A 22,221-nucleotide genomic window follows, 5' to 3' on the forward strand; every position below is an offset into this window, starting at 1 on the left:
TTGCCCTTAATTTTTTTCTCTGCTATAATGTTCCCGTGGTAAATTAGCCCAGGGTGGTGGAAGGATGCCTCTAAGTAAAAAAGAAGTCGAACACGTAGCTCTGCTGGCGCGGCTTTATCTCTCTGAGGAGGAGAAGGAGGCTTATACCCAGCAGCTCAATGCCATCCTTGATTATATGGAGAAACTAAATGCTCTGGATACCAAGGAAGTGGAACCCACAGCCCACGTTTTACCTTTGCGCAATGTTTTTCGGGAAGATGCGGTACGGCCGGGATTGCCGCGGGAAAAAGCCCTGGAAGGCGCACCTGCTGCCAGAGAGGGCCAGTTTGAGGTGCCGCGGGTAGTTTAGCCTGCTTGAATGTCGCGGACTAGGATAAAGGAGGGCTACTGGTTGGAACTTTTTTATATGAGCGCTCACGAAGTGGGCAGACTTCTGGCCCGCAAGGAAATCAGCTCCGTAGAATTAACGGAAGCTATGCTGGAGCGTATTGAACAAGTAGAAGGGCAGATTAAAGCTTTTGTGACTCTTACACCCGAGGTGGCCCTGGAACAGGCCAGGGCAGTGGATGCAGCCCGGGCTAGAGGGGAAGAATTGGGTCCCCTGGCCGGCATACCCATGGCCCTTAAAGATAACCTTTGTACAGAAGGAATACGCACCACTTGTTCCTCCAAAATGCTGGAAAACTGGGTGCCCCCTTACGATGCCTTTGTGGTGAAAAAGCTCAAGGAAGCGGGGGCTGTTTTGCTGGGCAAGCTCAATATGGATGAATTCGCCATGGGGTCGTCGACGGAAAATTCTCGGTTTTTCCCTACCCGCAATCCCTGGGACCTGGAGCGGGTGCCCGGAGGTTCCAGCGGGGGAGCAGCGGCTGCCGTGGCGGCCGGTGAGGCTTTTTACTCTTTAGGATCCGATACCGGTGGGTCTATCCGCCAGCCAGCCTCTTTCTGTGGCGTGGTAGGGTTAAAGCCGACCTACGGCCGGGTTTCTCGCTTCGGGTTGGTGGCCTTTGCTTCTTCCTTGGACCAGATCGGACCTCTCACCCGGGACGTGACCGACTGCGCTCTGGTTTTGCAGGCCATCGCCGGCCATGATCCGGCGGATTCTACCTCGGCGGACTTCCCGGTGCCCGATTACTTGGCAGCCCTGCGGCCGGATATTAAGGGCCTCAAAGTGGGTGTGCCTAAGGAATATTTTGCCGCCGGGATGGAACCTGAGGTGGCAACTTTAGTACGGCGGGCTATTGACCGCCTGGCCGACTTAGGGGCTATTTGTGAAGAAATTTCTCTACCTCATACCGAGTATGCCCTGCCGGCCTATTACCTGGTGGCCCCGGCGGAAGCTTCCAGCAACCTGGCCCGTTATGATGGGGTGGCTTACGGTTTCCGGCTGCCGGGTAAGGATATTGTGGACATGTATATGAAGACGCGTAGAGAAGGCTTTGGTCCTGAAGTCAAACGGCGCATCATGCTGGGCACCTATGCTTTGAGCGCGGGCTATTATGATGCCTATTACCTTAAAGCTCTTAAGGTACGCACCCTTATACGCCGGGACTTTGAGGAAGCCTTTAAACGCTTTGATGTCCTGGCCACGCCTACTTCACCCACGGTAGCCTTTCGCCTGGGAGAAAGGGTGGATGATCCCCTGGCCATGTACTTATCTGACTTGTGCACCATTCCGGTGAATATGGCGGGATTACCGGCTATTTCTGTTCCTTGCGGTTTCAGCCAGGGCTTGCCGGTGGGTTTGCAGTTTATTGCTCAACCCTTTGCGGAAGAGATTCTTTTCCGGGTGGCTTATACCTTGGAACAGGCTACCGTCAATTTACGGCGGCGGCCGGAATTGGGAGTGGTTGCCTAATGGAATACGAAGCAGTAATTGGCCTGGAAGTTCATGTGGAACTAAAAACAGAATCCAAAGCTTTTTGTAGCTGCACTACTGCTTTTGGAGGCGAACCCAATACGCACATTTGTCCCGTTTGCTTAGGGCTGCCGGGGGTGCTGCCTGTTATCAACCACCAGATGGTGGAATTCGGCCTGAAGACCGCCCTGGCCCTAAATTGCGAGATAGCGCCCATTTGCAAGTTTGACCGTAAGAATTATTATTACCCGGACTTACCCAAGAATTACCAGATATCCCAGTACGATATGCCTTTGGCCCGGAATGGTTATCTGGAAATAGAAGTGGACGGAGTTAAAAAGCGCATCGGCATTACGCGCATCCACATGGAGGAAGATGCGGGGAAGCTTATCCATGTGGAAGGTCCAGGCGGCGATTATTCTCTGGTGGATTATAACCGGGCAGGTGTACCCCTCCTGGAAATCGTATCAGAGCCAGATTTGCGCTCGCCGGAAGAAGCCCGGGCATATATGGAAAAATTAAAGGCCATCCTGGAGTATATTGAAGTTTCGGACTGTAAAATGCAGGAAGGCTCTTTGCGCTGTGATGCCAATGTTTCGGTCCGTCCCAAAGGTTCGACCACTTTCGGAACCAAAACCGAAGTTAAAAACATGAACTCTTTCCGCGCCCTGCAAAGGGCCTTGAGCTTTGAGATCGAGAGGCAAATTGCTGTGTTGGAAAGGGGCGAAAGGGTAGTCCAGGAGACGCGGGCCTGGGATGAAGAAAAGCAGGTAACTTATACCATGCGGAGCAAGGAAGAAGCCCATGACTACCGCTATTTCCCCGAACCGGATCTGGTACCCCTGGCCATTAATCACGAGTGGATTGAGAAGGTGAGGGCTACCCTACCGGAGTTGCCCGATGCCCGGCGGGAGCGGCTGATCCGCCAGTACGGTTTGCCGGAGTACGATGCGGGAATTATTACCAGCTCCAAGGCCCTGGCTGACTATTTTGAGCGGGCAGTATCCCTCTTTCCCGATGCCAAGCAGGTAGCTAACTGGCTTATGGGTGATTTCCTGCACTTGCTGAATGCTAAAGGGTTGGAGCCCAACCAAGCGCCGGTTTCCCCCGAAGGGCTGGCGGAGCTGCTAAAGCTCCAGCAAGAGGGTACCATCAGCGTAAAGATCGCCAAGCAGGTTCTGGAGGAAATGTTTGCCACCGGCAGGGGAGCCCGGGAGATCGTGGAAGCTAAGGGCCTGGTACAGATAAGCGATGTGGCCGAGCTTACGGCTGTCGTGGAGCGGGTCCTGGCCGCCCATCCTAAGGTAGTAGAGGATTACCGTAAGGGCAAAGAAAAAGCCTTAGGTTTTCTGGTGGGCCAGGTCATGAAAGAGACCAAAGGCAAGGCCAACCCCGGTCTGGTGAACGAGCTCCTCAAGGAGCGCCTTTAGAGGAGGGCAAAAGTTTGGCCTGGCAGGGAGTCCTCTTTGACCTGGATGGTACCATACTGGATACTTCGGACTTGGTAATCAAATCCTTTCAGTATACCTTGCAGCCTTATGTGGAACGCACTGTGGAGCCTGAGGAACTTTATCCCTACTTTGGGGTACCCTTGCGGGAAGGTTTGGCGGCCTTCGTGCCGGACAAGGTGGAGGAGATGCTCCCCATCTACCGCCGCTATAGCGCGGAGCACTTCGAGGAATTGGTACGCCTCTGTCCCGGAGTTAGAGAAGGTTTGGAAGAGCTCCGGCGGGGTGGACTTAAGCTGGGCATTGTAACTTCCCGGGTGCGCGATACCACCCTTTATGGCTTGCAGCTTTTTGGATTGCAGGACTTTTTCCAGGCTATAGTTACCCTGGAGGATGTGGCTACCCATAAACCGGGTCCGGAGCCGGTGAAGCGAGCTCTGGAACTCCTGGCCTTGCCACCGGAGGCGGCTTTAATGGTAGGGGATAGCCCCCATGATATCGCTGCAGCCCGGGCAGCCGGTGTGGCTTCGGTAGCTGCAGGATGGAGCTGTGTTCCCCGCCAGCGCTTGCTGGCAGCCCGGCCTGATTTTTGGGTGGATTCTATGGCGGAGTTGGTGGCCCTGGCCGTGGCAGGTGCCAGGGCTCTGACCGGCAATAGCGGCCTCTTGCCTTAATACCGGACAGGCAGCCTGAGTGGGGGTGAGTTCATGCTAGCTTTTTTCCGAGAATTACAGGAGGCTCTGGATGCGAATCGGCCTGCGGTGGCAGCCAGGGTGGTTCGGGTGGTTCCTGAAGGGGATGCCCAAGTTAGACCCGGGGCCAGGAAACTTTACTTCTTTGATGGTGCAGGGGTGGGCAACTTAGGCGATCTAGAGCTGGAAGCGGAGATAGCCAGGAGAATACCAGAAATTTTTGCCCGGCGACAGCCAGAAATGGTTACCATAGTCCTTCCTGCCAAAGAAGTGGAGATTTTTCTGGAGCCAGTACTGCCGGAACCGAAAATTTTGGTCCTGGGAGGAGGCCATGTGGGGCAAAAGGTAGCTGCCCTGGCCAAGGAAGTGGGTTACCGAGTTACAGTGGTGGATGATCGGCCGACTTTTGCCAATCGTGAACTTTTTCCCACAGCCGACGAAATAATTTGCGAGGATTTCGAGGTCGCCCTCGGGAAGATAAAAATCGATCCCGCCACCTATATTGTCATTGTCACCCGGGGGCACCGCCATGATTACGAATGTTTGCGCAGGGTCATCAATTCTCCGGCTGCTTATATAGGCATGATCGGTAGCCGCCGGAAGGTAAAAGGCGTTAAAGACCGTCTGCTGTCCGAAGGGGTTACAGAGGAAATGCTCTCCCGGGTTTATGCTCCCATCGGCCTGGATATTGGGGCGGAGACTCCGGCAGAAATTGCGGTAAGCATCATTGCTGAAATTATAAGGGATTACCGGCGAGGAAAGGAGAAGAAAGGCTAAAAATTAATTATAGTAGAAGGAAAATAGCTAAAAATGTTGTATAAATGTAAAAGATAGTTCTACAGGTGGGGATTCATGGATAGGGAAATGTTAAATACTATTGTCGAGCTGCTAGAAAAAGGAGAAACCTTTGTGCTGGCTACCATTGTACGGACTAAAGGTTCCACGCCGAGGGAGGCAGGTGCCAGCCTAATTATCTTGCCTGATGGGAGAATGTTGGGCACCATCGGCGGTGGTTGTGCCGAAGCAGAGGTGCGACAAAGGGCCCTGGAGGTCCTTAAGACAAACCAACCAGAGCTATACCGTTTGGATCTTACCGCCGATGTGGCTGAAGATGAAGGCATGATCTGTGGGGGTATTATGGAAGTCTTTATGGAACCTTTGGGAGGTCAGCAATGTTAGGTAAAAAAATTCGCCAAATCCGCCGGGAAAAGGGTATGAGCTTAAAGGATGTAGCCGAAAAAACAGGGCTTACCTCTAGTTTCTTAAGTCAGGTGGAAAGGGATCTGGCTGATCCTTCCATTACTTCCCTCCGCAAGATAGCGGAAGCCCTGGAAGTGCCCATATTCTATTTCCTTTTAAACCACGATGATCACAGCCCGGTAGTCCGGCGGGATCAACGTAAGGTTTTAAGATTCCCCCAGTCGCATCTGAGCTACGAACTATTATCTCCTGATCTTAATCGCAAGATGGAAGTAATGATAGCCCGTTTGGAACCAGGTGCAGTGAGCGCTGATGAACCCCTTTCCCACCCGGGAGAAGAATGTATTGTGGTGCTGCAAGGCTGTATGGATATCGACATCGGTGGAGAGGTTTATCACCTGGAAGAAGGGGACAGCATTTATTACTATGCGGCTGTGCCCCACAAGCTCTGGAATCCTGGCGATAAAGAGCTGGTCTTTCTATCGGCCATAACACCTCCCTTATTCTAATTCTAAGGTGTGATCTCCCTACATGGAATTGCAGACGGCACTGGAACTGGGAGAAAAAGAGATTATTACCTTGGTCGGGGCAGGAGGGAAAACTTCTGCCCTTGTTTGTTTAGCCCGGGAACTGGTAGCCAGAGGCAAACAGGTAATAGCCACTACTACCACTAAAATGTTAATGGAACAGGCCCGCCTTTTAGCTGAACCCCTGTGCCTGCCGGAAATACCTGATCTAGTAGCGGGTGTAGCCCAACGGCTACAAAATTCTCCTCTGGTCACCTGCGGAAGCGGGATAGGTCCGGGTGATAAGCTTCTGGGGGTAGATCCGGAAGCCATCGCCTTACTCGCTCGCCTGCCTGCGGACTATATCCTAGTAGAAGGCGATGGTGCGGCCGGAGCCTGGCTCAAAATCCCGGCTGTCCACGAACCTGTTGTTCCGGCAGTAAGCACCCTGGTAATTACCGTTATGGGTTTAAAGGTTTTAGGCCGTCCCCTGGACAGGCCCTGGGTGCACCGCCCGGAGCTTGCTCCTGGTATTTTAGGGGGAGAAGTCCCCCGGCAGGTTACTGTTGAACTGGCGGCTCGCGTTCTAAGCCACCCCCAGGGGGGCCGTAAAGGCCTTCCGACTTCTGCCCGCTGGGCCGTGCTCCTCAACCAGGCCGAGGAAGCAGAGGAGCAGCAGGCGGGATATTGTCTGGCTGAAGAACTATTAAAAAAGGGAGCGGAACGGGTAATATTAGGGGCCTTGAAAACTGAAGCCCCTGTAAGGCAGGTATTATTGTCTTCAGCTCAATCTTCCAGCCGGGTGGGGGTTATAATTTTGGCTGCCGGCGAAGGCCGGCGCTATGGTACCCCTAAGCAGCTTTTGCCTATAAAGAATAAGACTATGCTGCAGCAGGTGGTGGAAGTAGCGCTGGCGTCTGGTATAGGAGAAGTGGCAGTTGTTCTGGGCCATGCTGCGGATAGGGTTGCTCACCTTTTACGAGGCTATCCGGTTAACCTTATTTTTAACCCCCACTACCAGGAAGGGATGAGCACTTCCCTAAAGATTGGTTTGAGGTCTTTGTCGCCTTCAGTAGCCGGTGCTCTGGTAGTTTTAGGGGACCAGCCGGGAGTCAGCCCTTCAGTTCTTACGGCCCTGCGAGACGCTTATCTTGAGCAGGGGAGAAAGCTTGTGGCTCCTTTTTACTGCGGGAAGCGGGGCAACCCGGTGCTGGTGGATCGTTCTTTTTGGGAGGAGATAAATAACCTTAGCGGTGACCAGGGCGCCCGGGCTCTCTTTGCACGCTATCCGGAAGAAGTATGCCTGGTACCAGTAGACTGCCGGGGTGTGATAGAGGATATAGATACACCGGCAGATTACAGGCGTTGGGTGGACGGAATAAAGGAAGGGTGAAGGGAAATGGTGCGGGAAAAGCTTGTGGTTATTAAGGGAGCTGGGGACCTGGCCAGCGGCGTTGCCCATCGGCTGTGGCGCGCAGGGTTTCACATAATTATGACCGAAATACCCCAGCCTACTGTGATAAGACGGACTGTAGCCTTTGCCGAAGCTGTTTACCAGGGGAGCGTCATAGTAGAAGACCTCAACGGTAGGTTGGTAAGAAACAGCGAGGAAGCATGGGAGGTGGCTTCCCACGACGAGGTTGCCGTCCTCATCGATCCCCAGGGCAGGGTAATCGAAGATCTCCGGCCCCAGGTAGTGGTGGATGCCATTATGGCCAAAACCAACCTGGGAACTACCATACATCAAGCGCCGATAGTCATTGCCCTGGGTCCGGGCTTCCGGGCCGGCCGGGATGCCCATGCGGTCATAGAGACCATGCGCGGCCATTATTTGGGGCGAGTAATTTTCCAGGGCGAAGCTTTGCCCAATACAGGAGTGCCGGGTGAAGTGGACGGCTACAGCCACGAGAGGGTGCTCAGATCTCCAGCGGAGGGCCTCTTCCAGGGGCTCAAAGAAATTGGTGCGCAAGTGCAGGCAGGGGAAACAGTAGCCCTGGTGGGAGGCATACCAGTGGTAGCGGCCATTAATGGAGTATTGCGCGGGATGCTCCACGACGGTTTATGGGTCACCAAAGGTATGAAAGTGGGAGATGTAGATCCCCGAGCTAAGCGCGAGTACTGTTTTACTATTTCCGATAAAGCGCGGGCCGTCGCGGGAGGGGTATTGGAGGCTATTTTATACTTTCAAAATCGGGTAAAAGCGGTGACCAACCGGGATTAATCAATATTTTTGCAGATAGCTAGCAGGAAGAACTGGAACAGGGAGAGAAACATACAACTGGGTTAAAAAAGCGAAACCCCTGTACCAGGAAGGAGGACGAGTAAGAGTGAGTGTGGCTCAAATCCCTCAGGAGCAGAGGCGCCCGGGCAACCTTAACCTAAAGTATCTAACCATGGAATGGCTAGAAAGGCGGGGTGTCACAGTAGAGGATATAGCTTCCCTTGTTTATTCTATTCAAATAAAATACATTCCCAGTTTGACTCTTGAAGATTGCCTGGAGAGCGTGGAACGGGTGTTGGAGAAACGCGAAGTCCAAAATGCAGTCTTTACTGGTCTTTCCCTGGATGAGATGGCTGAAAAGGGGCAGTTGACCGAGCCCCTGACTACCATGTTGCGCAGTGATGATAGCCTATACGGCATCGACGAAGTGCTGGCCTTGAGCATTGTAAATATTTATGGTTCCATAGGCCTCACTAATTTTGGCTATTTAGACAAAGTGAAACCAGGGATTATCGGTAAGATCAATGAGAAAAAAGGAGAAAGGGTAAACACTTTTCTAGATGATTTAATTGCCGCTATTGCGGCAGCAGCCGCAGCTCGTCTGGCCCACCAGGAAAGGGATGGCAGTTAAATCTCCTTCGAAGTACCTAATTAAAGGAAGAGACCCCGAGAATATTTATAGGGCTCTATGGCGGGTATACTCCCGCCCTTATTTTTTTCTAAAGAAAAAGAGGGATTGTTTTTTCTTCGTCGAAATAGTATTGTAAGTAATAGTAAAGTTTTAATCTCACATTAACATTATACTTAATGGGTATAATTTAGGAGGTATTGCTTATGGCAAGCAGAATTCCCTTCGGGCCGACTTATGAGGAGATGCTCTATCCGGAAAAAATCGACCCGGCTGTACGCCAGAGAGCTATTAAAGCTCTCAAGGAGGACGAGTTAGATCCTATTAACCTCTTTAATATTACCTGGAAAGACGAGAACAACCAGGTGCGCAAGATGGTGTTGCCTCCAGAGCTAACCGGAGTGGACGCCAATATTGTGGTCCTCCTGGGACGCTATTTCCCGTCGGGCTCCCATAAGGTAGGACCGGCTTACGCTACGCTGATTGAAGGCTGTGTGGATGGAGTTATCCGCCCAGGAGAACATACTATCCTGGGGCCGTCTACCGGTAATTTTGGTATTGGTGTGGCCTACATCTGCCGTCTCATGGGGTACCGGGCCATCGTCATAATGCCCGACAGTATGAGCGATGAACGCTACGAGCGCATACGTAAATACGGTGGGGAATTAGATCTGACTCCGGGCACAGAATCCGACGTTATTCTAACCCTCCAGCGCACTCATGAACTCAAAAAAGATCCCAAGAACTTTGCCTTAGCCCAGTTTGAGCTTCTTCCCAACTACCGTTTCCACCGCTATGTGACGGGAAATTCGGCCATTGAAGCTGTCCAAGATGTAGGCAATGGTCGTATTGCCTGCTTTGTTTCGGCGCCAGGTTCCGCCGGTACCATTGGCGCTGGAGACGAGATTAAGCAGGTTTTCCCCGAGTGTAAAGTCGTTGCCCTGGAGCCCTATGAATGTTCCACCCTGGCTACCGGAGGGCGTGGCCAGCACCGTATCGAAGGCATAGGCGATAAAATGTGTACTCTGATTCATAATGTGCTTAATACTGACTTTGTCGTTCTCATTCATGACGAGGATTGCGTCAAGGGGTTAAAGCTTATCCAGGACGGGACAGAGACCTTGATTAAGATGGGTGTGAAAGAGGAAGTAGCCCTGCAGCTTAAAGATCACTTTGGCGTTTCCGGTATATGTAACGTCCTGGGAGCCATCAAGATGGCCAAGTACTTGCGCTTAGGCCCTGGCGACAATGTGGTTACTATTGCTACCGACGGCTTCGACCGTTACCGGTCCGTCCTGGATGATCTGGAAAAGCGTACTTTGGAAATAACCGATTTTGTTCTGGAACGCTGGTTCCGCGATATCTTCTTGCGGGCGAATGAAGAATACATTTATGATTTCCGCAAACCTGAAGCCAAGGAGCGCCTCTTTGCCCAGAAGGAAGCGGATTGGCTGCCCTTTGGCTACAGCAAGGAATACCTTGACTCCATGCGGAGCCCCAGCTTCTGGGAAGATGAATATGCCAAGATAAAGGAGTACGACGAAAAAATCCGGGCTATGCGCTAGGAATGGAGGAGGGGCCGAGATGCGCCTGGAGCTTATAGTTAACGGGCAGCAGAGGGTGGTAGAAGTACCGGCAGAGGCTACTTTGCTGGATGTACTGCGCGATCACCTGCGGCTTACCGGCGCCAAAAACGGTTGTGGCGAAGGGGTTTGCGGGGCTTGTACCGTATTGTTGGGCGGCCGGCCGGTGCGGGCCTGCCGGATACCGGCAGCTAAGGCGGTCGGCCAGGAAGTCTTAACCATAGAAGGTTTAACTCCCCGGGAGAAAGAGATATATGCCTGGGCTTTTACCGCCGCCGGGGCAGTGCAGTGCGGTTTCTGCACCCCCGGTATGGTCATGGAAGCCAAAGCGTTGCTTGACCGCAACAATAATCCCTCCGAGGAAGAAATCAAGCAGGCCTTTAGAGCTCATCTGTGCCGCTGCACCGGCTACCAAAAAATTATTGCTGCTGTGCAGCTGGCGGGTCGAGCACTGCGGGGAGAAGTATCGCCCGGCAGGGGAGAAGAGGCCGGCATGGGCCGGCGCTTTTTCCGGCCGGAGGCGCCGGCCAAGGCTCTAGGCCAGGCCACCTTTGTAGATGACCTTATTTTTCCCAATATGCTTTACGGCGCCGTCCTCCGGCCGCCTTATGCCCGCGCCCGGGTATTATCTCTGGATGTAAGCCCTGCCCGGGAGCTCCCGGGAGTGGTGGCGGTGCTCACTGCCGAGGATATTCCGGGCCAGCGTTACCAGGGCCATATATTTAAAGACTGGCCGGCCCTGGTAGCTGTAGGAGAAGAAGTGCGCTACGTAGGGGACGCTATAGCCCTGGTAGCGGCTGAAACCAAAGAGGTTGCGCAGAAGGCTCTCGAGAGCATTAAAGTGGAATATGAGGTACTACCCCCTGTAACCAGCCCGGAGGCTGCCCTGGCGCCGGGCGCTCCGGCCCTGCACCCCAAAGGCAATATTTTAAGCGAAACCAGGATAAATAAGGGCAAGGCTGAGGAAGCGCTGAAGACGTGCGCCCATGTAGTGAGCCAGACCTACCGGACTCCCTTTACCGAACACGCCTTTTTAGAGCCGGAAAGCGCTATAGCAGTGCCGGAGGGCGAGGGGATAACTATCTATACCAGCACCCAGGGTGTATATGAGATCCAAGAGCAGATCGCTTCTCTTCTGGCGCTGCCTCACGACAAGGTGCGGGTAATAAACCAGTATGTGGGCGGGGCCTTTGGGGGTAAAGAGGACTTAAGCGTGCAGCACCACGCAGCTTTGCTGGCCTGGGCTACCAAACGTCCGGTCAAGATTACTTTAACTCGCCGGGAGAGCATCCTGGTCCATCCCAAACGGCATGCCATGGAAATTAAGCTGACTACAGGATGTGATGCCCAAGGCCGACTGGTGGCCCTGGTGGCAGAGATTACAGCGGACACCGGCGCTTATGCCTCCTTGGGTGCTCAAGTGCTGGAGCGGGCCTGCCACCATATTACCGGGCCCTATCGCATCCCAAACGTAAAAATTTACGGCCGGGCTGTTTACACCAATAATCCTCCCGCGGGGGCTTTCCGCGGCTTCGGGGTACCGCAGGCGGCCTTTGCCTGCGAAAGCCAGTTGAATCTGCTGGCCCAGCGGGTAGGCAAATCTCCCTGGGAGATCCGCTGGATAAATGCCCTGGAGCCGGGAGACACCCTGGCCACCGGCCAGATAGTGACCGAGGACGTGGGTATAAAAGAGACCCTGCTGGCTGTCAAAGAAGCCTTTGATAGCAGCCCCTATGCCGGCATAGCCTGTGCCTTCAAGAACGTGGGCTTAGGTGTAGGAACCCGCGATACCGGCCGGGCCAATTTAGTAGTCAAGGACGGCAAAATTCATATTTACTCCGGGGCTGCCTGCCTAGGCCAGGGGCTGGAATCGGTGCTGATACAGATAGTGGCGGAAGCCACCGGTTTACCAGTGGAGAAGATAGAAGTTACCCTGGCCGACACAGCTTTTACCCCGGATGCCGGCATTACCACTGCTTCCCGCCAGAGCCTGTTTACTGGTGAAGCCGTGCGCCGGGCGGCAGAAGAATTGGTCAAGGCCCTTAAAGAAAGCACCTTGGAGGAGCTAGAAGGCCGTACCTTTATAGGCGAGTTTTACGGCGCTACCGATCCCATAAATTCTAACAAAGAGCACCCCGTCACTCATGTGGCTTACAGCTATGCCACCCAAGTGGTAATCCTGGATGAGGAAGGCCGTGTGGCGGAGGTAGTGGCTGCTTATGATGTGGGCCGGGCCATTAATCCCCTCAACATTGAAGGCCAGATCGAGGGTGGCATAGTTATGGGCTTAGGTTTTGCCCTCACTGAGGATTTCCCCCTTAAAGATGGTATCCCCCAGTATCAGCAATTGGGCCGCTTGGGTCTGTTCCGGTTCCACCAAATACCGCGTATGAAAACCATATTAGTGGAAAAGGGAGGCACTCAGTACGCCTTTGGAGCTAAGGGTATAGGTGAATTAGCTACTATACCTACTGCTGCAGCGGTAGCCGGTGCCTATTTTCGCCGCGACGGTATTTTCCGCACCTCTTTACCCCTGGAGGGTTCGCCTTATAGTAGGAAGTAGAGAGAGGAGATGGGCGGCCATGTCGAATATAGCCGGGTTGCATTGTATTAATTGTGGAAGAACGTACCAGCCCCAGGTAGGGCTTTATACCTGCAGCTTTTGCGGGGAAAAAGAAGGGATTTTAGACGTTGATTACGATTACGATTACATTAAGAGAACTATCTCTCCCCAAAGCCTTCAGGGCAATCGTGAACCTTCCATGTGGCGCTACCGCCCTTTTCTGCCGGTTAATCAGGAAGGACCGCTGCCGCCTTTAAGGGTGGGCTGGAGTCCTTTATATAAGGTACCACGACTGGAAGCGGAAATAGGATTAAAGCACCTCTATATTAAGGATGATGGGGTTAATCCCACCGCTTCTCTCAAGGACAGAGCTTCGGCCATAGCCGTGGCCCGGGCTTTAGCTGAAGGGGCTACCTCTGTGGCCTGCGCGTCTACCGGTAATGCCGCTTCTTCCCTGGCTGGTGCGGCAGCCTCGGTAGGGCTGAAAACTTTTATTTTTGTACCGGCCAGGGCACCTCAGGGCAAGGTGGCTCAACTGCTTATCTTTGGCGCCACCGTAGTGAGCGTTCAGGGTTCCTATGAGGACGCCTTCCGTTTATCCGCCCAAGCTATCAAACGTTGGGGTTGGTATAATCGCAATGCTGCCATCAACCCGTATTTAGTAGAGGGCAAAAAGACGGTCTGCCTAGAAGTGGCAGAACAATTAGGGTGGGAAGTGCCTGACTGGGTGGTAGTGTCTGTCGGTGACGGCTGCACCATAGCCGGAGCCTGGAAAGCCTGGTTAGATCTTTACCGGGTGGGCTGGATTGACAGGTTGCCCCGGATGCTGGGGGTGCAGGCTGAGGGGTGTTGTCCCATTACCAAGGCTTTCCGGGAGGGAGGCAAAGTGCAGCCGGCCGAGGAAAATACCTTGGCCGACAGCATAGCCGTGGGAGTGCCGCGCAATCCCGAGAAAGCTCTGCGGGCTGTCCGCGATTCGGGCGGCACCATGATCAATGTGAGCGAAGAAGAAATCTTGCAGGCCATGCGCCTCTTAGGACGTACTTGCGGGGTTTTCGGTGAACCGGCGGGTGTAGCCGGCCTGGCAGGTCTGATCAGAGCTGTGCAGGAAGGAATTGTGCGATCTGAGGATAAGGTAGTATGCCTGGTGACAGGTAACGGTCTTAAAGATGTGGCCAATGCCATAAAGGCGGCGGGTGCTCCTATAAGCTTGCCGCCGGATATAGATGAACTGGCTCAAGTGCTTGAAGGCTTACTCTAAATAAAGGAGGTGGCCCCCGTGACTTTGCTCATCAAAGGTGGCTGGCTGGTTACTGAAGATAGAGTGGAAAAGGGAGATCTGCTTATTGAAGGGGAAAAGATCGAGGCTTTAGGGTCTGATTTAAAGGTTAGCGGAGCTGAAGTATTGGACGCCAGAGGCAAGTATGTACTGCCCGGCATAATTGACGCCCATGTACATTACCAGATGCCCATTGGCGATCTTCTGACCGCGGACGATTTTTATACAGGTACCATGTCAGCCGCGTGCGGGGGCGTGACCACCGTTATTGATTATGCTGAACCCTCAAGCCCTCAAGACTCCCTGAACGAGGTAATTGACCGGCGGCTGGAAGAGGCCCGAGACAAGGTGGCGGTGGATTTTGCCCTCCACCTGGTACTGCTTCCCGGGCAGGAAGAGGACAGGGAAGCCTTGAGGGAGGCCGTAGCGCGGGGCCTGGTGAGCTTCAAAGTCTTTACTACTTATAACCAGCGGCTGTCTTACGCAGCCATCGAGCGTTGTCTGGAGCAGGCAAAAAACTTAGGCGCCCTGGTAACCGTCCACGCCGAAGATCACGATATAGTCATGGCTGCCCGTGAGGAGTTGACAGGTGCCGGGCAAACTTCGCCTCAGTACCATGCCCGGAGCCGCCCGGCAGCAGCAGAAGTAGAAGCGGTGCGCCGCATACTGGAAATGGCCCGCCGGCTAGAAACCTGCCCTTATTTTGTCCATATTTCCACCGGTGAGGCAGCCGAACTGATAGCCTCTGCCCAGGGGGAGGGGCTAAAAGTGTATGGGGAAACCTGCCCGCATTATCTATTGTTAACCGAAGAGGCCTATGCTACGGAAGACGCTTCCCTTTATCTCATGTGCCCGCCTTTGCGCCGGAAAGAGGATAACCTAAAACTTTGGCAGGCCCTATCCGAGGGCTATTTCCAGGTGGTGGCCACCGACCACTGCAGCTATACTCCTGGTCAAAAGGCTGCCGGTACAGCTTTCTTTAATACACCGGCCGGGATACCGGGTAGTGAGACCCTGCTCCCGCTTCTTTATTCCTTTGGTGTGCGGGAAGGCTGGTTGACTCTGCCGCAACTGGTACAGGTTCTCTCCAGCAATCCGGCCCGCCTTTTTGGTCTTTACCCGCGCAAAGGCAGCTTGAAAGTGGGTAGCGATGCCGATATTGTTATTTTTGACCCGCGGCAGGAGATGATGCTGGAGGCCGAAAAGCTTCATTCGGCAGCCGGGTATACGCCCTTTGCCGGTTTCACCTTACGGGGCTATCCCGAGGCCACCATCTTGCGCGGTCAGCTAATTTTTTATCAAGGCCGCTTCTTGGGCCGGCCGGGTCAGGGTCAATTTATTCCGGGAAAAACTACAGTATAAATGAGGCTCCGGCTACTCCCATTGATAAAAATTATACGGTGTAAATCCCTGTATAGAAGCAATAAACTAACCAAGACAGAATTATACTCAGCCCCTACCTCGGTATTATCTGAGGTAGGGGTAATTTGTGGTTGCAATACCCTGGGAGAAGAGATACAATTACTCCTAGTTCCAGGGGGAAAGAAGGTAACCTCTTATGAAGGTGTCCAACGGGAAGGTGTCCTGTGATAGCCTGGAGGAGAGACGATTCCGGCAAATTGGTTATGCAGAAATAATTTTAGCTTGTCTCCTTTATGGCGGTAACGTAGTAGCTGGCAGAATCGTAGCTACCCAGGTGCCACCCTTTGCTTTATCAGCCGTGCGGGCCATATTAGGTCTATCAATATTAGCGCCTTTTGTCTGGCGGCTAGGGCCAGCCTGTAGGCCCAAGGGGAAAGACCTTTGGTGGCTAGCGCTGCAGGGTTTTGTGGGTATTAGCTTGGCTTATAGCACTTTTGCTTGGGGTATTCGCTTTAGCCCCGCAATTAATGCTGCTATCATTTTTGCCACCTTTCCTGCCGTGACCTTGATTCTTTTAGCCCTTTTCTGGCGGGTCAAGCCGACCCTCATACAGGTAATAGGAATAATCATAGCTTTTACAGGGCTTCTAATCGTCGCTACTCGGGGTTCCGTGGAACGGTTGCTGTCCGTATCCTTTACGCCGACGGATGGCATTTTACTTTTGAACGTTGTCGCTGTTGCTTTCAGCAACATTTTAGGCCAAAAACTTATGCAGCGCTATTTACCTATAGTAGTTTCAGCCTACGGTCTTTTTTTTGGCATCCTCTGGCTTTTACCTTTGGCACTCTGGGAAGTCATGACGCGAGGGTGGCACCTTTCCTGGCAAGGCTGGATATTCCTTCTTTATATGGGCTGTACCGTTTCCGGGCTGGCGGTCGTCCTCAATTTTGAGGCTGTATACCGCATCGGAAGCGGTGCCGTAGCTATTTTTAATAATCTTAATCCCATTTTTGCCATAGCCCTGGCTGCCCTGTTCCTGGGAGAACGATTATACCTTTACCATGGTATAGGTATTATCCTGGTTTTAGGTGGTGTAGGCCTTTCTCTGACTTCGGAACAGCATTCGAAGAATTCTACCCGATGCCTTAAACCCAAGTGTAGTCACGCCAAAGCTTTTTCGAGGTAAGGAGGTTGACAGTAGGCCCATGGTAAAAGCTAATTGTGTAGTGGCCCAATCAGGAGGACCGACGGCTGCCATCAATAGCAGTTTAGCAGGCGTCATCCAGGAAGCTTTGCAACACGAGGAAATAGGTGAAATTTGGGGCGCCCGGAACGGCATCCTGGGCATTTTGCGAGAGGATTTTATAGATCTGCGGCAAGAAGATAGAGCCACCCTTGAGGCCCTGCGCTATACCCCAGGTGCGGCTCTGGGTTCTTGCCGATACAAACTCAAGATCTCCGACTATGAAAGGATTATGGATGTCTTCAAAGCCCGGAATATCCGTTACTTTTTCTATATCGGTGGCAACGATTCCATGGATACAGCTCAAAGGGTTGACGAACTGGCCCGGTCTCAAGGTTGGGACATGGGGGTAATCGGCATTCCCAAGACCATTGATAATGACCTGCCTTTGACCGATCATTGTCCGGGCTACGGCAGTGCTGCCAAATATCTGGCCACCTCAGTACTCGAGATGAGTATTGATCTGGAGCAGATTGTTACTTCAACTAAAGTATTAATTATAGAAACTATGGGCCGCAATACTGGCTGGTTAGCCGCTGCTACCAGCCTGGCACGTCAAGGGCCTTGGAAAGCGCCTCACCTTATCTATTTCCCGGAAGTGCCCTTTGATCTCCAAAGTTTTGTTACTGATGTTAAAAGGGTATATGCAGAGCGGGGCCATGTGGTTGTTGCCGTGGCCGAAGGCCTGGTAGATGCCAAAGGAGAGTATATTTTTAACGATAGCCAGACTTTGGATGCTTTCGGCCACCAAAGACTTGGTGGTCTGGGCCAATATTTGCAAAACTTAGTGGAAACTGAAGTGGGGATTAAAGGGCGTTTTGTGGTATTAAGTACTGCTCAGCGCAGCGCTATGCATTTGGCTTCGCTGACTGATCTGGAAGAAGCTTACCGTGGGGGTGCTGAGGCTGTAAAAAGTGCTCTTGCGGGCCAGACAGGGATAATGGTCGCCCTGCAAAGGGAAGCGGGGCCTGAATACCGCTGCTCCTTTACAGGGGTACCTTTGAGGGAGGTGGCCAACCAGGAGCGCAAGATGCCGCGAGAATGGATTAATGAGGCTGGCAATGATGTGACCCCGGCTTTTATCGAGTATGCTTCTCCTTTGATCCGGGGGGAGGTAAAATTAAATTACCGCAATGGCTTGCCGGAATATGTGCAGCTTAAAGGATGTCGGGTTTAACTGGGAGTTCTAACTTGACGGCCGGCGTACCACGGGATTTAGTGTTGTTGCTCTCTGTGTATCCTGAAGATTGTAGCACCACAGATCCGCTTATAAGTCGCGCCGACAAAATTATGTATCGTAATAAAGAAAGGAGGTGTTTGGCCAGTGGCGGACGGATTGAAGGGATAGATTCAGCACTTACGTTGAGCAAAAACCACGCTTGATTTGTTCCGTCATATTTTTTAGACTTTCACGCTGGCGGGGTTACCAGCGCGATGTCCACTAAACCACAACTTATTACGTGGGGAAAAGCGCATGGGTAAGAGATTTTGGCGGCAAAATAGGTTGCTTGTTGGGGCTACCATAGGTATTTTTATACTTTTTGCGCTAGTTTTGTTTTTGGGCGGGAATCAGATATATGAGCAAGAGGCTAGATGGCGACATGATAATACCGCTGCCCAATTGCTTTTAGCAAAACACGTAGTTAGTACAGTTATTTTGCATTCCTATGAGTCTTTATTTTTGTTAAATGATCTGCCGGGCATAAAGAGATACATAGATAGTGGTTTTGAGTCTCCAATGTACAAGAAGGAAACCCAGGAAATACTACATAGTTTTGCGACGGTTCATAAACAGTATTTTCAAATAGGGATCATCACTTCCTCAGGATATGAATTAATTAGAATACAAAATAAAGAAGACGGTACCACTACCATTGTTCCTGATTCCCACTTGCAACTTAGCGCGGATCAGTATTATTTTCAAGAGTATATGAAACTAGGGAAAAACAGGGTCTATGTATCCCTAATCAATTTGGATGTTGAGCATGATAAGGGACAAGCATTACGGATACCAGTTATAAGATTAGCCACCCCCTTGTTTGATTCTAACAATAACAAAAGGGGAATTTTAGTATTAGATTTATACGCATCTAAAATTTTGGAGGCACTGCCTCAACATGTATTTATTCAAACCAATGGCGGGAAGATGATATCAATTGGCTCAAATGGATCTATTATCTTTAAGGACTCACCTTATGTCTTTACTGAAGATAATGGCAGGTTATACCTTTCAGATACAGAAACTCTTCACTATTCTATGCTGGAACTCCTTTCGGGGCAAAAATGGATTATAGCTATAGTCCACAGCTACCCTTTACTTAAAAATGCTTTGCGAAGCCTCATACTAATATCTGCGATGCTTATAGGGTTATTTCTGGTGCTTACATTCATTATTGGATATACCAATGTTTTAACATTCAAAGATCTGATTGGCGCGCAAAAAGCAATTATTTCTTCTCTTGTAGAGCTTACCGAAGGGAGAGATCCAGAAACAGCAGGCCATTTGGAAAGAACAAGGAACTATGCAATAGTGTTGGCAAGATACCTCAAGAATAATCCAAGGTATAGCAAGATAATTACAGAGGAATTTATCGAAGATCTATATGAAGCCGCCCTGCTACATGATATAGGTAAAGTATGCATACCAGATTCTATCCTAATGAAAGAAACAAAGCTGACCGCTCAAGAATACGAAAAGATCAAGGAACACGTCCGGGTAGGAAGAGATGTGCTTCAGAGTATCATCGACAAATTGAAGACTAAACCCTCATTTCTTATCATGGCCAGGAATATTTGTGCGTATCACCATGAAAAATATAATGGCAAAGGATACCCGGATGGTTTAAAAGGTCAAGAGATTCCTCTAGAGGCAAGGATTTTTGCCCTTTGCGATGCCTATGACGCAATCCGCTCAAAAAGAGCTTATAAGGGCGAACTATCCCATGAAGAGGCGATCAGAAGGATCTGTGCTGATAGGGGAGAACACTTTGATCCCGAGGTCGTGGATGCGTTTTTACAGTGCGAGAAGGAATTTGTGGCGATAAGCAATTCCTATCATTGAAATCTTCCTTGTCCCCAGGGACCCAACGTGGTAAAGGAACCTGAGCGTGGATGGCACACAAAAGGATGGGGTATACTATTTGTGAGGCGTGGGGAACAATTTATTAAATGTTTAGATTGTGAAATCAGGGAGAAAACTGTCTATAGGGAGGGGAGGATTGGCTCAATTATGCCTTCAGTACGGGCCCATTTTTCTGTCCGCGGCAGGGTTCAGGGAGTGGGTTATCGCTATTTTGCCCTCAATCATGCTGTAAACCTAGGACTGAGCGGCTGGGTACGTAACTGCTACGACGGTACGGTAGAAGGGGTGGTGGAAGGTCCTCAGGAGAAGGTACAGGAGTTTTTGTCTTTATGCCGGCGGGGGCCCCGCTGGGCTCAGGTAGAAGGTATAGAGATAAGATACGAGGAGCCCCAAGGGGAAAAGGGTTTTAAAATAAGAGACACTTACTTTCCCGGTGACCAGATTTAAGTGGCGCAAGAAATACTAGGTCATTTAGCAAAGGAGTGTTTTTCTTGGTTAAACGTTTGGGTATTCTAACTGGTGGTGGAGATTGCCCGGGGTTAAATGCTGTTATAAGGGCAGTGGCTAAAACAGCTTATGCCCATGGCTATGAACTCATTGGTTTCCTCGACGGTTATACGGGCCTGGTGGAAGAGCGTTATGTCCAGCTGGACCCTCCGGCCATATCGGGCTTGTTACACCGGGGCGGGACCGTTCTAGGGACCAGTAACCGCAATGATCCCTTTCACTTTCCCGTGAAGGTGGGGGATAAAATAACTTACCAGGATAGGTCCGACCAGGCAATAAAGCTTTTGGAAAAGCTCAACATTGAGGTCTTGCTCGTTATCGGCGGAGACGGTACCCTGGCTGCGGCCCGCGACTTCAAGGCCAAAGGGGTCCGGATCATTGGCATTCCAAAAACCATTGACAATGACTTGGCCGCTACCGATCAGACCTTCGGCTTCGATACAGCGGTGCGCACGGCTACGGAGGCTCTGGACAAACTACATACCACAGCGGAATCCCACCACCGGGTCATGGTGCTGGAGCTTATGGGACGTTATGCCGGCTGGATTGCCCTCTATAGCGGCCTGGCCGGCGGGGCTGATGTAATCCTCATTCCCGAGATCCCCTGGACTCTAGAAGGCGTGCTGAAAAAAATTTTGGCCCGTCAAGGTGAAGGAAAACCCTTCAGTATTGTGGTGGTGGCCGAAGGAGTTAAATCTCCCACGGGAGAATTGGTAGTCCAGCGTCGGGTGGAAGATAGCGTGGAAAAGGTGCGGCTGGGGGGTATAGGTCAACTGATAGGCCGGCTTATTGAAGAGAATAGCGGCATTGAAACGCGAGTCACAGTTTTGGGCCACATCCAGAGGGGAGGTTCTCCTTCTTCCTACGACCGCGTCCTGGCCACGCGTTTTGGTGTGGCAGCAGCGGAGCTGGCCATCCAGGGCCTCCACGGGGTAATGGTGTGCCTGCGGGGCAGCGAAATCTCCCATGTTCCTCTGGAAGAAGTAGCCGGCAAACCCCGGACAGTTCCCCCGGACCATCCCTTGATACATACCGCCAGGGCTATCGGCATAAGCTTTGGCGATTGAAAAATGTTCGAGGTGATAAGCAATCTTGGCACGTCGGCCTTTAAGTTTATTGATCTTATTGGTGGCGGTCGCCTTAGCGGGAGGTTACTTTTTTGGATATGATAAAGCGCTAAGGTTGCCGCCCTTACTTATAGAAAACCCGGGGGAGCACCGGCCTGTTCCTCAGGCCAAAGGCTATTATGTGCAGGTGGCGGTCGCCGACGTTCGCGCTGAAGCTAGTGCCGAGGCGGAACTAGTTACCCAGGCCCTCCTGGGCGATGAAGTTAAAGTATTATCAGGAGGAAAAGGGCAGTGGCTGCGGGGCCAGGTACCGGATGGATATATCGGGTGGCTTAAAGCGAGCGAAGTCATAGACGATATACCCCCGGGAGGAAGGGAGCTGGCGGTTGTGGCTGTTCCCTTAGCCCAGCTTTACCGGGAGCCGAGTACCACGGCCCCCGGAATAGGGGAAGCGGTGCTGGGCACCGATCTGCCCCTAATAAGTCAGAAACCGGGTTGGGTAGAAGTCTGGCTTCCCGGCCACAGAACGGCCTGGCTAGCGGAAAAGGATGTGGAGATCTGGCCTCAAGGAAAGCCTGCAGGCCAGCGGGGCGGCCTTGACGTGGTTAAAGTGGCGGAAAAGTTGCTGGGGGCACCTTATCTCTGGGGCGGTGTAAGTATTTATGGGGTGGATTGCTCAGGGCTCTCTTATGTCTCTTACTTTTTAAATGGGATAAAGCTACCACGGGATGCTGACCAGCAATTCCAGGTGGGGCGCAAGGTGGAAAGGACAGATTTACGCCCGGGGGACCTGGTCTTTTTTAACACTGAAGGGTCCGGTACGGTTCCCACCCATGTAGGCATATATAGCGGTGATGGCCAGTTTATCAATGCTCGTTCTCGGCAGGGAGTGGTTGTGAGCCGGCTGGAGGAGCCCCTCTTTGCCCGAGGCTACCTGGGCGCTCGGCGGTATTTGCCTTAGCTTGTAAATGTAAAGATTATG

General features: G+C 52.0%; 20 protein-coding genes. All 20 read left to right on the forward strand.

The features are described from left to right. Positions 1-64 precede the first annotated feature (64 nt). The 20 genes from gatC to AC1BI1_RS04520 all read left to right on the forward strand — a co-directional run bounded on the left by gatC (position 65) and on the right by AC1BI1_RS04520 (position 22,200). Positions 65-349: an Asp-tRNA(Asn)/Glu-tRNA(Gln) amidotransferase subunit GatC gene (gene gatC, locus AC1BI1_RS04425; RefSeq protein WP_476716065.1), complete on the forward strand. Its 285-nt coding sequence runs from the start codon at positions 65-67 to the stop codon at positions 347-349. A 42-nt stretch (positions 350-391) separates the two neighbouring features. Further along, positions 392-1,858 carry an Asp-tRNA(Asn)/Glu-tRNA(Gln) amidotransferase subunit GatA gene (gene gatA, locus AC1BI1_RS04430; RefSeq protein ID WP_476716066.1) on the forward strand — a complete coding sequence of 489 codons (1,467 nt, stop codon included), beginning with the start codon at positions 392-394 and terminating at the stop codon, positions 1,856-1,858. Then, positions 1,858-3,288 (forward strand): Asp-tRNA(Asn)/Glu-tRNA(Gln) amidotransferase subunit GatB, encoded by a 1,431-nt coding sequence (gene gatB / locus AC1BI1_RS04435; RefSeq protein WP_476716067.1) that lies wholly within the window; start codon positions 1,858-1,860, stop codon positions 3,286-3,288. Before gatA ends, gatB begins: the two co-directional genes overlap by 1 nt. Before the next feature lie 14 nt (positions 3,289-3,302). Then, positions 3,303-3,980, forward strand: a complete 678-nt coding sequence (gene ppaX, locus AC1BI1_RS04440; protein WP_476716068.1) for a pyrophosphatase PpaX — start codon at positions 3,303-3,305, stop codon at positions 3,978-3,980. Positions 3,981-4,013: 33 nt separating this feature from the next. Then, positions 4,014-4,775, forward strand: a complete 762-nt coding sequence (locus tag AC1BI1_RS04445) for an XdhC family protein (RefSeq protein WP_476716069.1) — start codon at positions 4,014-4,016, stop codon at positions 4,773-4,775. A 75-nt stretch (positions 4,776-4,850) separates the two neighbouring features. Then, positions 4,851-5,177 (forward strand): XdhC family protein, encoded by a 327-nt coding sequence (locus AC1BI1_RS04450; RefSeq protein ID WP_476716070.1) that lies wholly within the window; start codon positions 4,851-4,853, stop codon positions 5,175-5,177. Beyond that, on the forward strand, positions 5,171-5,707 hold the full coding sequence (locus AC1BI1_RS04455) for a cupin domain-containing protein (protein WP_476716071.1): 537 nt from the start codon (positions 5,171-5,173) through the stop codon (positions 5,705-5,707). The genes AC1BI1_RS04450 and AC1BI1_RS04455 overlap by 7 nt, the downstream gene beginning before the upstream one ends. A gap of 22 nt (positions 5,708-5,729) precedes the next feature. After that, complete coding sequence (yqeC, locus tag AC1BI1_RS04460; RefSeq protein ID WP_476716072.1) at positions 5,730-7,097, forward strand: selenium cofactor biosynthesis protein YqeC; 1,368 nt, start codon at positions 5,730-5,732, stop codon at positions 7,095-7,097. A 6-nt stretch (positions 7,098-7,103) separates the two neighbouring features. Further along, a complete protein-coding gene (yqeB, locus tag AC1BI1_RS04465) occupies positions 7,104-7,925 on the forward strand; it encodes a selenium-dependent molybdenum cofactor biosynthesis protein YqeB (RefSeq protein ID WP_476716073.1) in 822 nt (273 codons plus the stop codon). Positions 7,926-8,097: 172 nt separating this feature from the next. Then, the gene (locus tag AC1BI1_RS04470) at positions 8,098-8,556 is read left to right on the forward strand and encodes a phosphatidylglycerophosphatase A family protein (RefSeq protein WP_476716166.1); all 459 of its coding nucleotides are present in this window, start codon (positions 8,098-8,100) and stop codon (positions 8,554-8,556) included. 203 nt (positions 8,557-8,759) lie between these two features. Further along, on the forward strand, positions 8,760-10,118 hold the full coding sequence (locus AC1BI1_RS04475; protein ID WP_476716074.1) for a PLP-dependent cysteine synthase family protein: 1,359 nt from the start codon (positions 8,760-8,762) through the stop codon (positions 10,116-10,118). A gap of 19 nt (positions 10,119-10,137) precedes the next feature. Then, positions 10,138-12,699, forward strand: a complete 2,562-nt coding sequence (gene xdh, locus AC1BI1_RS04480) for a selenium-dependent xanthine dehydrogenase (protein ID WP_476716075.1) — start codon at positions 10,138-10,140, stop codon at positions 12,697-12,699. 19 nt (positions 12,700-12,718) lie between these two features. Then, positions 12,719-13,960, forward strand: a complete 1,242-nt coding sequence (locus tag AC1BI1_RS04485; protein ID WP_476716076.1) for a threonine synthase — start codon at positions 12,719-12,721, stop codon at positions 13,958-13,960. 18 nt (positions 13,961-13,978) lie between these two features. Continuing rightward, positions 13,979-15,340: a dihydropyrimidinase gene (hydA, locus tag AC1BI1_RS04490; RefSeq protein ID WP_476716077.1), complete on the forward strand. Its 1,362-nt coding sequence runs from the start codon at positions 13,979-13,981 to the stop codon at positions 15,338-15,340. Positions 15,341-15,536: 196 nt separating this feature from the next. Further along, on the forward strand, positions 15,537-16,526 hold the full coding sequence (locus AC1BI1_RS04495; protein ID WP_476716078.1) for a DMT family transporter: 990 nt from the start codon (positions 15,537-15,539) through the stop codon (positions 16,524-16,526). A gap of 19 nt (positions 16,527-16,545) precedes the next feature. Further along, complete coding sequence (locus AC1BI1_RS04500; RefSeq protein WP_476716079.1) at positions 16,546-17,760, forward strand: 6-phosphofructokinase; 1,215 nt, start codon at positions 16,546-16,548, stop codon at positions 17,758-17,760. Between the two features lie 297 nt (positions 17,761-18,057). After that, the gene (locus AC1BI1_RS04505) at positions 18,058-19,644 is read left to right on the forward strand and encodes an HD domain-containing phosphohydrolase (RefSeq protein ID WP_476716080.1); all 1,587 of its coding nucleotides are present in this window, start codon (positions 18,058-18,060) and stop codon (positions 19,642-19,644) included. A gap of 168 nt (positions 19,645-19,812) precedes the next feature. Further along, a complete protein-coding gene (locus AC1BI1_RS04510; protein WP_476716081.1) occupies positions 19,813-20,112 on the forward strand; it encodes an acylphosphatase in 300 nt (99 codons plus the stop codon). 44 nt (positions 20,113-20,156) lie between these two features. Next, positions 20,157-21,239, forward strand: coding sequence for a 6-phosphofructokinase (locus AC1BI1_RS04515; protein ID WP_476716082.1), 1,083 nt, complete (start codon positions 20,157-20,159; stop codon positions 21,237-21,239). A gap of 25 nt (positions 21,240-21,264) precedes the next feature. After that, positions 21,265-22,200 (forward strand): C40 family peptidase, encoded by a 936-nt coding sequence (locus tag AC1BI1_RS04520; protein WP_476716083.1) that lies wholly within the window; start codon positions 21,265-21,267, stop codon positions 22,198-22,200. The last annotated feature ends 21 nt before the right edge of the window (positions 22,201-22,221 follow it).

This window comes from Thermanaeromonas sp. DSM 22490 (assembly GCF_056378755.1).

What these genes read in the sequence shown, in the direction of transcription:
- gatC (WP_476716065.1), top strand. Translation starts at nt 65, where the DNA reads ATGCCTCTAAGTAAAAAAGAAGTCGAACACGTAGCTCTGCTGGCGCGG.
- gatB (WP_476716067.1), top strand. Translation starts at nt 1,858, where the DNA reads ATGGAATACGAAGCAGTAATTGGCCTGGAAGTTCATGTGGAACTAAAA.
- AC1BI1_RS04445 (WP_476716069.1), top strand. Translation starts at nt 4,014, where the DNA reads ATGCTAGCTTTTTTCCGAGAATTACAGGAGGCTCTGGATGCGAATCGG.
- AC1BI1_RS04450 (WP_476716070.1), top strand. Translation starts at nt 4,851, where the DNA reads ATGGATAGGGAAATGTTAAATACTATTGTCGAGCTGCTAGAAAAAGGA.
- AC1BI1_RS04455 (WP_476716071.1), top strand. Translation starts at nt 5,171, where the DNA reads ATGTTAGGTAAAAAAATTCGCCAAATCCGCCGGGAAAAGGGTATGAGC.
- yqeC (WP_476716072.1), top strand. Translation starts at nt 5,730, where the DNA reads ATGGAATTGCAGACGGCACTGGAACTGGGAGAAAAAGAGATTATTACC.
- yqeB (WP_476716073.1), top strand. Translation starts at nt 7,104, where the DNA reads ATGGTGCGGGAAAAGCTTGTGGTTATTAAGGGAGCTGGGGACCTGGCC.
- AC1BI1_RS04470 (WP_476716166.1), top strand. Translation starts at nt 8,098, where the DNA reads ATGGAATGGCTAGAAAGGCGGGGTGTCACAGTAGAGGATATAGCTTCC.
- AC1BI1_RS04475 (WP_476716074.1), top strand. Translation starts at nt 8,760, where the DNA reads ATGGCAAGCAGAATTCCCTTCGGGCCGACTTATGAGGAGATGCTCTAT.
- xdh (WP_476716075.1), top strand. Translation starts at nt 10,138, where the DNA reads ATGCGCCTGGAGCTTATAGTTAACGGGCAGCAGAGGGTGGTAGAAGTA.
- AC1BI1_RS04485 (WP_476716076.1), top strand. Translation starts at nt 12,719, where the DNA reads ATGTCGAATATAGCCGGGTTGCATTGTATTAATTGTGGAAGAACGTAC.
- AC1BI1_RS04495 (WP_476716078.1), top strand. Translation starts at nt 15,537, where the DNA reads ATGAAGGTGTCCAACGGGAAGGTGTCCTGTGATAGCCTGGAGGAGAGA.
- AC1BI1_RS04500 (WP_476716079.1), top strand. Translation starts at nt 16,546, where the DNA reads ATGGTAAAAGCTAATTGTGTAGTGGCCCAATCAGGAGGACCGACGGCT.
- AC1BI1_RS04505 (WP_476716080.1), top strand. Translation starts at nt 18,058, where the DNA reads ATGGGTAAGAGATTTTGGCGGCAAAATAGGTTGCTTGTTGGGGCTACC.
- AC1BI1_RS04510 (WP_476716081.1), top strand. Translation starts at nt 19,813, where the DNA reads ATGCCTTCAGTACGGGCCCATTTTTCTGTCCGCGGCAGGGTTCAGGGA.